Origin of the sequence: Chitinivorax sp. PXF-14 (genome assembly GCF_040812015.1) — a bacterium.
Lineage (GTDB): Bacteria > Pseudomonadota > Gammaproteobacteria > Burkholderiales > SCOH01 > JBFNXJ01.
This window is the reverse complement of the sequence record NZ_JBFNXJ010000015.1, coordinates 93399-106479: the sequence shown is the minus strand read 5'-3', so window position 1 is coordinate 106479 and position 13081 is coordinate 93399. Positions and strand designations below refer to the sequence as shown.

Here is a 13081-nt window from a genome sequence, read left to right as displayed (position 1 = left end):
TGTTGATGACTCACACGCAAAACAAGCCGCCGACAGTGGTGCCGGGGCCGGAGTGCTGTGATGCAGCTAAGTCGAAGGTTAGCTGACCATAGTACGCAGTGGATTGCGTGCTCCCTCTTGCTGCCGGCGGACGACCCGTGAGGTGGGGGTGTGATGTGCAGCACCGCCTCGGCCTTGGCGACTACCTTGACGATGCGCCTGTCCTGGCTTGGCCGCGGGTCGCCATTACGCAGCATTGTGCCGCGCTCGATGAACAGGGCGAGCACCTCGTCTGGGCTGGGGCGCGTGCGTAGGTGACTCTTCCGGCGCCGATCGGAGGGCTGCTCAAGCTCGGCCTGCCAATCTGCCGCAGTGGGGATGCGTTGGGTAATGAGCCACACGGGCAGCGCCTTTTGGGGGGAACGCCAGAGCACCACGCAAGAGCCTCGCCAGCTTTGCATCTGCTTGATTGCGAAAGGAACACTGCGCGCCACGCACCGTCCCAGCGCTATACGGGTGCCAGATTGATGCCTGGCGCGGGGGAGGTGCAGCAGCCAGGGGAGCCCCCGTGCTAGTGGCTGGCTTCCGCCGGTGGCGCAATGCCGCGCCAGAGCTTGGCACCGATCATGATGAAGCGCAGCTTGTGGATCAGCCGGGTCTTCGGGTCTTCATGCGCGGGCGCGTCGACGCGGGGCGGGTCGATCAGCTCGGGGACGGTCGCGAACACGGTTTTCACGATCAGGTCGGCCAGGATGTCGATGTCGACCGGCGACAGGTGCTGGAGCTTGGGTGCGGCAATCAGGTCGGCCGCCAGGTCGGCGATGAACTGCCGCCCCATGGCCGCGATGGCCTGGCGCACGACGGGCGAGCCGCCGTACTGCTCGCGCGCGAGAAACAGGAACAGGCGGCGGTGCTCATCGACATGATCGAGGAAGATGCGCACCGAGGCGTCGATTGCACCGCCCAGCTCGATCTCGTGATGGCGCACGGCGCGGATCGCCGCGCGGAAGGTCAGGCTGACTTCATCGACGAGCGCCAGGCCGAGTTCGTCCATATCGCTGAAATGACGATAGAAGGCCGCAGGCACAATGCCGGTCTGGCGTGTCACTTCGCGCAAGGAGAGGCTGCAGAACCCGCGTCCGGATTCCATCAGGTCGAGCGCGGCATTCAGCAATGCCTGGCGGGTCAGTTGTTTCTTTTCTGCGCGTACCACGAAGCAAAAACCAAAGGTAGAAGCCACCGGAATGTAGCAGAAGCGCAACACATGGTCGATGGGGGCATGGCCTCTGTGGCCCACGAAAATTAAGTGAACAAGTGTTGACTTAAAGATAATGGCATGTCATCTTGGTGTACATGTGTTCACTAAAAGGATCGTTCCATGCGTATCCCCGTTGCCGTTTCGTCCACACTGTTGCCGAATGCCCTCCGCCTGGCCGAGCGCTGGGTGCCGGAGCCCATCGTTGATTTCTATGCCTCGTTGCTGTCACCCCAGTGGCGCTTGCACCGCGTGGTTGCCAGGGTCGAATCGCTGCAGCAGGTGGCGGCCGAGACGCTGCTGATCCGCCTGCGGCCCAACCACAACTGGCGCGGCTGCGCAGGCGGCCAGCACGTACAGCTGACGGTCGAGATCGACGGTGTACGCCATGTCCGCAGCTATAGTCCGATCAAGCCCTCCCGCCCCGGCCGCGCGATCGAGATCGCGGTACGGCGTGAGCCGGCGGGGGTGGTATCGGGCTGGCTGCACGATTGCCTGAAGGCGGGCGATTACCTGGAGCTGAGCCAGGCATTCGGCGATTTCCGCCTGCCCGAGCCCCCGCCGCCGGCACTGCTGTTCATCGCGGCAGGCAGCGGCGTCACACCCCTGCTTGCCATGGTGCACGAGCTGTTCGAGCGCAAATACACCGGCGATATCGCCATGCTCTATTACGGCCGCACGCAAGCCGGCTTCGCCTTTGCCGATACCTTGCAGCGGCTGGCCTATCTTCACCCCAACTTCAATGTGCATCTGTCGCTGACCGGTGAGGAGGCCCCACCACGCTGGCTAAGCGGCCGTTTCGAGGCTACGCACCTGCAGCGGGTCGCCAGGGCGGGGGAGCGCACGACCTTTGTCTGCGGTGGGCACGGCTTCACCGAGGCGGTGCGCCTGGTATGGCAGTCGCAAGCCTATTTTGGTGAGCTGCATGTCGAGGCCTTCTCGCCACCGCCGCCGGTGGTGGAAGGCGAGCAGCAGGCCGTCACGCTGACCTTCGCGCGCTCGAAGCAGCAGTATGAAGGCAGCACCGGGCTGCCGCTGCTGAACCAGGCCGAAGCCAGTGGGCTGCGCCCGGCCTGTGGCTGCCGCATGGGGATCTGTTTCTCGTGCAGTTGCAAGAAGCTGTCAGGCGCGGTCAGGGACATCCGCAGCGGCAAGGTGCTGGCCGAACCGGGTGAAAGCATCCAGCTCTGCGTGTGCGCCCCGCTGACCGACGTCGTACTTGATCTGTAACCCCCCGGGATAAGCCAGCATGACTACCAATCACCCCCTGTCCGATGAGGAGATCAACGCTTTCGGCGCCGAGCTCGATGCACTGCGCAACCGCGTGCGCGCCGATCTCGGCGAAAAGGATGCGCGCTATATCCGCCGTGTTCGTTCCTCCGTCCGCCTGAGCGAAGCCGCCGGGCGCGGCCTGCTGTTCGCCGGTTTTTTCCCGCCCACCTGGGTTGGCGGCACCCTGCTGCTGAGCTTTTCCAAGATCGTGGAGAATATGGAGCTGGGCCACAACGTGATGCACGGCCAGTACGACTGGATGAACGACCCGGAATTCCACGGCAACACCTACGAGTGGAACAACGCTTGCCCGAGCGACGCCTGGCGCCATACCCACAATTACCTGCACCACACCTACACCAATGTACTCGGGCGTGACCACGACCTGGGCTACGGCGTCGTCCGCCTGTTCCCGGAACAGCGCTGGACACGCTTCTACCTCGGCCAGCCGCTGTGGGCGACGATCCAGGCGCTAACGTTCCAGCATGCGATTGCGGTGTACGACCTGCAGGTGCCGCGCGTGTTGAAGGGTAAGGTGCCGGTGTCGGAGCTGCTGCCCAAGCTCAAGCAGGTAGCCGGCAAGGTCGGGCAGACCAGCTTGCGTGACTACGTGGTGTTCCCGGCGCTGGCCGGGCCGAACTTTCTCGGCGTGCTCGCCGGCAACGGCGTGGCCAATGTGGTCCGCAACCTGTGGACCTTCGGCATCATCTTCTGCGGCCATTTCACCGGCGACGCAGAAGTCTACCCGCCCTCGGTGCTCGAGAACGAAAGCCGCGGCCACTGGTATCTGCGCCAGCTTGGCGGCTCGGGCAACCTGTCGGGCGGCCCGTGGTTTCATTTCATGTCGGGCAACCTGAGCCACCAGATCGAGCATCACCTGTTCCCCGACATCCCGGCGCATCGCTATGCCGAGATGGCGGTCGAGGTGAAGGCCATCTGCGAGAAATACGGCGTGCACTACAACGTCGGGCCGTTTCATCGGCAGTTCGGCTCGGTGGTCAAGCGGATCTTCCGCCATGCCCTGCCCAACAGGCCGGAAGATGCCCAGCCAGCCGCCGGCGTGGCCGCGCCACCGGCAGCGGCTGCTGCCCGTGCGACGGCACCGCGCCAGGCCAGCCCGGCACAAAAGCTCGACGACACCTTGCGCCGTCTGCAGCAATGGCTGGACAGCACGCAGCCTGCTGACGCCAGCGCAGCGGCCTGAGGTGCATCGAGGACTGCCCCGAGGGCTAATGTAGACGGGGCTTCCAGCCGGGCTGGAAGCCCCGTCCCTATTCGCGTGCAGGCCGATTGCTCGGAACAGGAAATTGCGCTGCGCCATCGACAGCACGGTGGCCGGCTCGCACGCCAGCAGTTCGCCGTCAGCACGCACCAGATCGTTCTGCTGGCCGGCCTCGACGTGCGGGCAGTAGTGGTTGAGCTTGTGGTCGGCCTTGAGCACGCCCGCCAGTCGAGGATCAGCGCATTGGTGATGCCGTGTCGGCCTCCTCGGCGTCGAGCCGCTGGCGCTGCCCCATGCTGCCGCGGATCACCTTGCCGCCGCCGAACTTGACCTCCTCACTGTTGATCGTGTGATCGCGCCCGACTTCGATCCACCAGCCAGTATCGGCGAGGTGAACCCGGTTGCCGACGGCGGGGTTGAACATCTTGGTATGGGGCTGGTGCGACAGCCTTATCGCAGCGCGCCTGAAATCCGCCCCTGAAAGCCGTGCACGACGAGGCCACCGGCGCATTTGACCCGCATCACCGTGCCTGTCTGCCCCGGCTCGCAGCGTACCGCCATGCCCGCCGGGATGTTGAGACGGAAACCGCGCGTAGCCTCGCGGTCGAACTGCGGCGCGGCATTTGTCTCTTGGAAGTGGTAATGCGAGCCGGTCTGAATGGGCCGGTCGCAGGTATTGGCAACCGCCAGCACCTCGGTGGCGCGCCCGGCATTGAGCGTGAGCTCGCCGGCCACGCCGCTAGCCCGGGATCATAGCCACTGTTCTTCCTGCAGCTGCTTGTAGAAAATCGCTGTGGCGTGCAGGTGGCCGTCGGGCGAATTGGCATACGACGGGATGCGGCCCGCGAGCTGGTAGCCGAGTTCGAGGTAGAAGGTTTCCGCCGCGGAGTTGGACTCGGTGTCGAGCACCAGCAGTTTGCGGCGTTGATCGAGCGAGGCATCTTCGACGGTGTTCATCAGCGCGGTTGCCACGCCCTTGCGCCGGTATTCGCGCAGGACCAGCAGGCGCTGCACCTCGGCGCGCGCCAGGCCGTTCTCGCGTTGGCAGAATTCCAGCTGCACGCTGCCCACCAGCTTGCCGTCGACGAGCGCCACCCAGATCCAGCGCGAGCCTTGCTCGATACTGTCCTCGATGCTGCGCCAGTACTGCGTCGCGCGCCGCTCGTCGAGCGGTGCGAGAAAGCCTACCGATGCACCGTTGTTGACGCCGTCGATAAGGATGTCGTTGAGCTGGGGGATCGCTTCACGCAACGCCTGTTTGCTGAGCCGAAAGATTTTCATGGCTGGTCCTCTCAAATGGGATGGTTTGATCGTTATGTTGGAATGGGGTGTGCCCACCGTGCGCAAGGCTCATACGATGGGCTGCTGTACGGTGACGAACTTGGCGCCGCCGGGGAAGATCGTCTCGACCTGGATGTCGGAAACCAACTCGGCGATACTGTTCATGACCTCGTCGCGCGTCAGCAGGAGCGTGCTGTAGCTCATCCGCTCGGCGACGCTCCGGCCATCGCGGGCACCCGCGATCGCTATCGACAGGTAGACGACGGCCTTCGGATCGTTGAACCGCCGCCCGCGCGCCTTGTGGCTCTCGGCCAGCAGGGCGGCGGTGAAGCTCGACAACTTGTCATTTTCGCGGGGCGTGAGCTCCATCATGCTCCTCAGGTTGCTGATAGGTCGCGCTCCTGGCGCGGCTCAAGTTCGTCAGATGCGCGGTGGATGGGCGGCGGGCTGCCCGGCCATTGCCGGGCGCACAATTTCCCACCCCTGCTGGCCATGGTGGCATGCTGCTTCGGTGCCTGGCCCTAAGTAGCGCCAGCAGCAGTCCGTCGATCACGGTGACGCCTGGCCCGCGCACCGGGCACGACTGGAATCGAGCGTAGCCTGTCTATGCGGTTGGCATCAAGCGTATCCAGCGTGGCGAATATATTTGCCATCGCCGCCTGGCCTGCCATACCGACCGATGAAGCGGGGATGCGGCGGCCGCCTTCGACACGCGCCTGTTCGATAAACAGGAGTTTGCCGCCGCACGAAATCGACAGGTGCTGCCGCCATTCGCCAGAGGTGAAGCACTCCTGGTTCGCCGGCCGGCCGAGGCAGACGATGCCCCAGTCGCACCGCCACGCCCCGTATCGAGCAGGATGTCGACGTGGCTGCTGGCTTGTGCGGTATCGACGACGATAATTTCCTGCGGTAGCCATTCGAGCAGGGCGCCCATTGCAATCTGCAGGCTCACGCGCTGGCGGGCTTGTCGCCCGGCCGAGCGATACCACTGCGTGGTGATCAACGCGTGGCTGCCCCTATCCAGCCTGGCGTCGAAATTGTAGTGCTGCGCCACCAGTAAAATGACCATATCGCTGCGATCGGCCATTGGCTTACGCATAAGCCATGCCAGATGGCTTGTGAAAGGGTAGAGCCTTTGTGAATCAAGCTGTTGGTGCGCCATGACCTACCCGAAAGGCAGGCGTCATGGCATATATCGCACCAAAAACGATCTCGCCGGGGCGCATATGGTGCGTGCTGTGTGACTGTGCTGATGAAGAGAGGGAGAGCCCGGTATGGGGCGTGCGAACCTGCGCCCCGGGCGAGGCCCGGCTCAGAGGTTGCAGTAGGTCAGCTGGAAGTTCACGTCGCCATCGAACTGGCGAGGCTTGTCGAGCGTCAGAACGGGGTGGATGAAGCGGATGTTGATCGCGTACTTGTTGGCGGAGAGCTCTGGCACACAGGCATATTGCTCGTCGAGCGATACCTTGATCAGTTGCACCACCTTGCCGCCCGACATCTGCTGGAACATGCCCTGGCGTGCCGTGTAGTTCATCGTCTTGCCGCTGTCGCGCAAGAGGCGCAGCACGATGTCGAAGCCATCCTTGAGCGGCAGCATGGGCGCCATCCAGCCCAGCAACGCCTGGTGACGCGTCTGCACTGGCTGGCGCTGCCAGTAGAAGTAGGAGGGCAGATCGAATTCGCAGGCGCCGCCCGGAATCGAGGTGCGCTGCTTGATGCTCATCAGCCAGTCATTTTCGCGCAGGTGCTGACCAATACGCCCGACCATCTCAAGCAGCTTGGCGGAAACATCCTCGATTTCACCCAACACCGCATCCAGTGCGTCTTCAGCAATTTGCGGGTTGTTGCGCAGCGCTTCGAGCGAGTGCTTCTGGCGCTCGAGCTCCTGGATCAGGTCAGACTTGAGATCGGCCCGACTGGCGACCTCCATGATTTCGAACAGAACCATCAAGGCGGCGTGATGGTCATGTGCTTCAGCCTTGTCGGAAAAGTGCGAGAACCGAGCAAACAAATCTTCCAGCCGCAACATGGTGCGGATTCGCTCGTTGAGAGGAAACTCGTAACTGATCACTCGCTTGGCCGAAACTATGGGTTTAATGTCTAATTTTGCGGGATATCGCGAAGAATGACAAATGTCACTTGAACAATGTCCGCTTACGCCTTGATTTGTCGCACTATCTGCATATATTGATCGTGTAATTTTGCGATCTGTGGTTCGAGCGCGCCGGGCTCGCCATCATTCTCTACGGTGTCGTCCGCACGTGCCAGCCGCTCGCTTCTCGTGGCCTGCTTGGCCATAATGGCCTTGACTTCGTCAGGCTGAAGCGCGCTTCGCTGTGCCGTGCGCGAAATCTGCGTCGCTTCGGCACAATCGACAACTAGCGTGCGGCAGATGGCGTCCGCATAGGCGCCAGTTTCGATCAGCAGCGGCACGACAAGCAGGGTGTAAGGCGCCGTCTGCCTAGCCAGCGCAGCCATCACTTCCTGTCGGATCATCGGGTGCAAAATGGCCTCGAGCTGGCGCTTGGCGTCGTCGTCGGTAAACACCCGCTGCCGCATGGCCGCTCTATCGAGACGATCATCCGCGGTGATGTAGGCATCACCGAACACCTCGCGCAATTGCGCGATGGCTTTGCCGCCGGGAGCGGTGAGCGCGTGGGCGATGGCATCCGTATCGACAACACCGGCGCCGCGCTGCTCGAAAAGTCGCGTGACGGTCGACTTTCCCGAACCGATGCCCCCGGTCAGACCGATGACAAGATTCACGGGTTCAGGCCGATCAGCTGGGCGATTTGCGGCCCCCACAGCATCGACGCCAAGCCCGCCAGAGCGAGATAAGGGCCAAATGCGAAGGGAGTTTCAAGCCCTTGTCTTGCACGCAGGTTGGCGACGATTCCACCGACCACCCCCAGTATCGAGGACATCAGGATGACTTGCGGCAGCACCGACCAGCCGAGCCAGGCGCCGATTGCCGCTAGCAATTTGAAGTCGCCGTAACCCATGCCTTCCTTGCCGCGAATCAGCTTGAACAGCCAGTACACGCTCCACAGGATCAGGTAGCCAGCCATGGCGCCGATCACCGCATGCTTGAGGCTGACGTAGGTGTCTCCCAGATTGAACAGCAGCCCTAGCCACAGTAGCGGTAGCGTCAGCGAATCGGGGAGAAGCTGGGTATCGAAGTCGATGAAGGTTAGTGCAATCAGCGTCCAGCAGAACATGATGGCGCCTGCAGCTAGCCACGTCACGCCAAAACGGTAGCCAACATAGGCGGTGATCAGGCCGGTGATCGCTTCTACCAAGGGGTAGCGCATGCTGATCGGGGTGCTGCATTGGCGGCATTTGCCACGGAGCAGCAGATAACTGACGATCGGAATGTTCTCGACCGCCGTGATCTGATGCCCACATTGAGGGCAGGCGGAGCGTGGAACGACCAGGTTGTACCTGGGTTGCTCCGCCAATGTCTCGCCTCGTGCGAAGGCGCAATCCGCCTGCCATTCGCGCTCCATCATGAGCGGCAGGCGGTGAATCACCACGTTCAAGAAACTGCCGACCAGCAGACCCAGAATCAGGCACGCGACGACATACATCGCGGGCGTTGCTTGCAATGCGGATATCAATTCCATATCAGATTTAGCGGCGGTTTCCGTGAGGCTTAGCCAACCGCCTGACCCATCTTGAAGATTGGCAGGTACATTGCCACGACGATACCGCCGATCAGTGTGCCGAGCACGACCATGATGATCGGCTCCATCAGGCTCGACAGCGCCTCGACCGCGTTATCGACTTCTTCTTCGTAAAAATCGGCGACTTTGCTCAGCATCGAATCCAGCGCACCGGATTCTTCGCCGATTGCCACCATTTGCAGAACCATGCTCGGAAAGACGTCGCTGTTCTGCATCGAGACCGTCAGGCTGGTACCGGTCGAGACTTCGTTCTGAATGCGCTTGGTAGCATCGGCATAAATCTGGTTGCCTGCGGCCCCCCCAACGGAGTCGAGCGCTTCGACCAAGGGTACCCCGGCGGCAAACATGGTAGATAACGTACGCGTCCAGCGGGCGATCGTGGCCTTCCGGATGACATCACCAAAAATCGGTAATTTAAGTGACAGACGATCCATGGATATTTGCAGCTTGCGCGACCGTTTTTTTGCCTCGATGAATCCAAAGATCGCACCGCCTATTACGCCGAACATCAACCACCAGTAGTGCACAAAATAATCTGATACGGCCATGACAAACAATGTTGGTGCAGGTAGGTCCGCCCCGAAGCTGGAGAACAACTCCTTAAATGCTGGAATCACGAAGATCATGATGACGGCAGTAATGACAAATGCGGCAACGATTACTGCGGTTGGGTAGAACATCGCCGACTTGATCTTACCTTTGATGGCAATGATCTTTTCTTTATACGTAGCAAGCCTATCCAGCAACGTGTCGAGAATACCAGCCTGCTCCCCTGCCTGGATCAGGTTACAGAACAAGTTGTCGAAATACAGTGGGTATTTCCGAAAGGCTGCTGTCAGGCTGCTGCCAGTTTCGACGTCTGCCTTGATGTCAAAAATCAGCTTGGAAACAGCCGGGTTGCTATGGCCTTTAGCCACGATGTCAAAGGCCTGAAGAAGTGGAACCCCCGATTTCATCATGGTGGCCATCTGGCGGCTAAAGAGCGTGATGTCTTTATCCGTAATGCGTTTGCCGATTGAGGCTCGCTGTTTTTTTACCTTGTTGACACGAACGCCTTGCCGTCTCAGAACTGCCTGCACCTGAGCTTCGCCCCCGGCACGCATCTCGCCTTTGACACGCTTGCCGGTACGGTCCGTTCCTTCCCAGGAAAAAGTGGACTCTTTTATTTTCTGTTGTTTTGCCGCGACAGCCATCGCTTTTCCCGTCGTTATTCGTTAGTTACCGACTCGACCTCTTCCAGCGAGGTGAATCCCTGTTTGACTTTTAACAGGCCTGACTGCCGCAGGTCCCTGACGCCTTCGCGTTGAGCCTGCTCTGCGATATCCATTGCCGTACCGTTCTTCAGGATGATCCTTTGCATTTCCTCTGAAATGGGCATTACTTGGTAGATGCCCACCCGTCCCTTGTAACCGGATCCTTTGCAAGTATCGCAACCGACTGGGCCATAGGGCCTCCAGCTACCGTCCAGGTCTTCCTCCTGAAATCCAGCGCCAAGCAAGGCTTCCCTTGGTAAATCGATGGGCTTCTTGCAGTTCGAGCATAGCCGTCTGGCGAGGCGCTGCGCCGTGATCAGGATGACAGAACTCGCAATATTGAACGGTGCTACCCCCATATTCATCATGCGGGTGAGTGTGGTCGGGGCATCGTTGGTATGCAGTGTCGAAAATACCATATGCCCTGTTTGCGCCGCCTTGATCGAGATATCCGCCGTTTCCAGGTCACGGATTTCGCCGACCATGATGATGTCCGGATCCTGGCGAAGGAATGATTTCAACGCGGCGGAGAAGGTGAGACCGGCCTTGTCGTTGACATTGACCTGATTGATGCCTGGCAGATTGATTTCCGCCGGATCTTCTGCCGTCGAGATATTGATGCCGGGCTCGTTCAGAATGTTGAGGCAGGTATAAAGGGATACGGTTTTGCCTGAGCCTGTCGGCCCTGTCACCAGAACCATCCCGTAAGGTCGCTTGACTGCCCGCAGCAGCGCTTCCTTCTGATCCGGTTCATAGCCCAGTGCGTCGATCCCCAGCGTGGCGCTGGAGGGATCAAGAATACGCATCACGATCTTCTCGCCGAACAGGGTCGGGAGCGTGCTGACGCGAAAATCGATCGCTCGCGACCCGGAAAGCCGCAGTTTCATGCGGCCATCCTGGGGGATGCGCTTCTCGGAGATGTCGAGGCTGGAGATCACCTTGATACGTGCCGCCACCTTCTCTTTGATGGCCAGGGGGGGCTGCGCAATTTCGCGAAGGATTCCGTCGACCCGGAAACGAACGCGATAGAATTTTTCGTAGGGTTCGAGATGGATATCCGAGGCGCCTGCATTGATGGCGTCGAGCAATACTTTCTGCACATAGCGAACGATAGGCGCATCGTCCACCTCGACGCTGGCCTCGTTGGCTTGCTCTTCTCCTGCCTCATCCCCAATGTCGAGGGCGATGTCGTCGTCGACCAGATTCTGGATGTTGGCGCCACTGGCTTCGACGGCCTTTTCGATATAGACCCCAAGTTTGGAGTCTTCGACGACAACGGGTTCGACGGCAAGGCTGGTCTGGAATTTTGCTTCCTCCAGTGCTTGCAGATTGGTTGGATCGGAAATCGCTGCAAATAGCTTGTTTCCCCGTTTGTACAAGGGGAGGATGCGACGGCCAACCATGAGCTTCTGGTCCAGCATTTTGGGAATGCTGGTCGGGTCGATCACGCTCAAGTCGAGTAGTGGGAAGCCAAAGGTTTGCGATGCAAATTCGGCAATCTGCAATGGCGACAGTTTTTTGCTCAGCACCAGTTGCTGGATAAATGCAATCCCAGCGATGTTCGCCTGATTTTGAACTGCATCGGCATCCGGTTGTTGAAGCAGGTTGTGCTGTACCAGTGCTCGAGCAAGGCCTGACAAAGGTGCCGGTGTAGAAGGTGCGGCCATATGCAGTTTGAGTATTAGTAACCGTTAAAATTCAGAAATAATGCACTCGACATGAAACTTTGTAAAGTTGGCTGGGATCGGGTGGTGGGCCATCACCCACAAATGCCTTGCCCCCGGCCCAATGGGGTGTCGCAGTGCGGTGAATATATTCAGTTCAGTTTAGGAAGGATTTACAGGGAAGTAAATTCTGATTGCTTTGACTGATCGGCCTTGTGTCTGCAGGATTTCCATCCGCTGACCTGCCACGGTCATGCAGGTCCCAGCCTCCGGGATATCCTGAAAGTACTCGATCACCAGTCCGTTGATTGTTTTGGGACCATCCAGGGGGAAGGTCATACCGAGCCGGCGATTGATGTCTCGTAACAGGTTGCTGCCTTCTACAACATATCCGGCTTGATCGTGGCTGATCCGCGCCCCCCCCTGGCTGGGGGTGTTGCTGGTGAACTCGCCAATAATCTGCTCGAGGATATCCTCGATCGTTACCAGCCCTAATAATTCACCGTATTCGTCGACGACGCAGCCTAGGCGCCTGTGATTTTCCTGGAAGTTCTGGAGCTGAGTAAAAAGGGGGGTGCCGGCCGGTATGTAATACGGCTCGCGCATCACAGAACGTATGGCATCTGCGTCAATGCTGTCGCGAGATACGTTGAGCAGTTTGCGGGTGTGCACAATGCCCTGGAGGGAGTCCAGACTGCCTTCGTAGACCGGTAGCCGAGTGTGATGGCAGGTGCTGAGCTGCTCGCACAACACTGCCGCATTTTCGTTGAGATCAAGCGCTTCCACTTGCCTCCTCGGTACCATGATGTCGTCGACGGTGCTCGCCTGAAGATCAAACAAATTCATCAAGATGCTGTGGTGTTTCTTTCCTACAAAGGGGCCTGCCTCCAGTACCAGTAGTCGCAACTCCTCGGGGGTTAGGTTTTGTTCCGAGGCCGGCTTTCTGCCCAGGCCCATCAGGGTCAGCAATAGCCTGACGAATAGATTGATAAACCACACTGCCGGATAAAACACTTTTGACAGTGCCGCCAGCGGAAAGCTAATCGCGACGGCGAGCTTCTCTGGGTAGGTGGCGGCAACGATCTTCGGTGTGGCTTCGCTGAACACCAGGATGGCGAATGTCACGCCGACTGTGGCAACACTCAGCGCCAGTCGATCGTTGCCAATCAGGCGGAAGGTAATGATGGTTGCCAGGGCTGCTGCTGCGGCATTGATCAGGCTGTTGCCTAGCAGAATGACGCCCAGCAGCTTGTCAGTCTGACTCAATAGTTGCGTAGTCAGTTTTGCGCCTTGATGTCCGGCCTTGGTCAGCGAGCGTAGCTTGTATCGATTGGCCGCCATCATGGCGGTTTCCGCCATGGAGAAAAAGGCCGAGCCGATAAGGCAGCAGACCAAAGAGACGGCCAAGGCTGATAATGGTACCGAGTCCACAGGAGTCTAGGGGCGTTGGGTCAGGCTCAGTATTTTGTCAC

The 13081-nt window shown here is 59.9% G+C and carries 12 protein-coding genes and 2 pseudogenes; 2 read left to right on the top strand and 12 right to left on the bottom strand.

The features are described 5' to 3' along the window. Positions 1-550: 550 nt before the first annotated feature. Complete coding sequence (gene fabR, locus ABWL39_RS17055; RefSeq protein WP_367794045.1) at positions 551-1192, bottom strand: HTH-type transcriptional repressor FabR; 642 nt, start codon at positions 1190-1192, stop codon at positions 551-553. 165 nt (positions 1193-1357) lie between these two features. On the opposite strand from fabR, the gene ABWL39_RS17050 reads away from it, so the two are divergent. Then, positions 1358-2464: a ferredoxin reductase gene (locus ABWL39_RS17050; RefSeq protein WP_367794042.1), complete on the top strand. Its 1107-nt coding sequence runs from the start codon at positions 1358-1360 to the stop codon at positions 2462-2464. Positions 2465-2483: 19 nt separating this feature from the next. After that, positions 2484-3710: a fatty acid desaturase gene (locus ABWL39_RS17045; RefSeq protein WP_367794039.1), complete on the top strand. Its 1227-nt coding sequence runs from the start codon at positions 2484-2486 to the stop codon at positions 3708-3710. A gap of 93 nt (positions 3711-3803) precedes the next feature. Here the strand turns inward: ABWL39_RS17045 and ABWL39_RS17040 are convergent. From ABWL39_RS17040 to ABWL39_RS16990, 11 genes and pseudogenes are all read right to left on the bottom strand, one after another. Further along, positions 3804-4152: pseudogene (locus ABWL39_RS17040) on the bottom strand (hypothetical protein); the annotation flags it as partial. A 26-nt stretch (positions 4153-4178) separates the two neighbouring features. Continuing rightward, positions 4179-4463, bottom strand: a complete 285-nt coding sequence (ureB, locus tag ABWL39_RS17035; RefSeq protein WP_367794036.1) for an urease subunit beta — start codon at positions 4461-4463, stop codon at positions 4179-4181. 15 nt (positions 4464-4478) lie between these two features. Beyond that, positions 4479-5009, bottom strand: coding sequence for a GNAT family N-acetyltransferase (locus ABWL39_RS17030; RefSeq protein WP_367794033.1), 531 nt, complete (start codon positions 5007-5009; stop codon positions 4479-4481). Positions 5010-5078: 69 nt separating this feature from the next. Beyond that, the gene (gene ureA / locus ABWL39_RS17025) at positions 5079-5378 is read right to left on the bottom strand and encodes an urease subunit gamma (protein ID WP_367794054.1); all 300 of its coding nucleotides are present in this window, start codon (positions 5376-5378) and stop codon (positions 5079-5081) included. Between the two features lie 152 nt (positions 5379-5530). Beyond that, positions 5531-6078 (bottom strand): annotated as a pseudogene (locus ABWL39_RS17020) (urease accessory protein UreD). A 243-nt stretch (positions 6079-6321) separates the two neighbouring features. Next, positions 6322-7080, bottom strand: a complete 759-nt coding sequence (gene zapD, locus ABWL39_RS17015; RefSeq protein WP_367794030.1) for a cell division protein ZapD — start codon at positions 7078-7080, stop codon at positions 6322-6324. Positions 7081-7163: 83 nt separating this feature from the next. Beyond that, positions 7164-7775, bottom strand: a complete 612-nt coding sequence (gene coaE, locus ABWL39_RS17010) for a dephospho-CoA kinase (protein ID WP_367794026.1) — start codon at positions 7773-7775, stop codon at positions 7164-7166. After that, complete coding sequence (locus ABWL39_RS17005; RefSeq protein ID WP_367794024.1) at positions 7772-8632, bottom strand: A24 family peptidase; 861 nt, start codon at positions 8630-8632, stop codon at positions 7772-7774. The genes coaE and ABWL39_RS17005 overlap by 4 nt, the downstream gene beginning before the upstream one ends. Before the next feature lie 29 nt (positions 8633-8661). Further along, on the bottom strand, positions 8662-9885 hold the full coding sequence (locus ABWL39_RS17000; RefSeq protein ID WP_367794021.1) for a type II secretion system F family protein: 1224 nt from the start codon (positions 9883-9885) through the stop codon (positions 8662-8664). A 14-nt stretch (positions 9886-9899) separates the two neighbouring features. After that, the gene (gene pilB, locus ABWL39_RS16995) at positions 9900-11612 is read right to left on the bottom strand and encodes a type IV-A pilus assembly ATPase PilB (RefSeq protein ID WP_367794018.1); all 1713 of its coding nucleotides are present in this window, start codon (positions 11610-11612) and stop codon (positions 9900-9902) included. A 159-nt stretch (positions 11613-11771) separates the two neighbouring features. Continuing rightward, positions 11772-13016 (bottom strand): HlyC/CorC family transporter, encoded by a 1245-nt coding sequence (locus tag ABWL39_RS16990; protein WP_367794015.1) that lies wholly within the window; start codon positions 13014-13016, stop codon positions 11772-11774. Between the last annotated feature and the right edge of the window lie 65 nt (positions 13017-13081).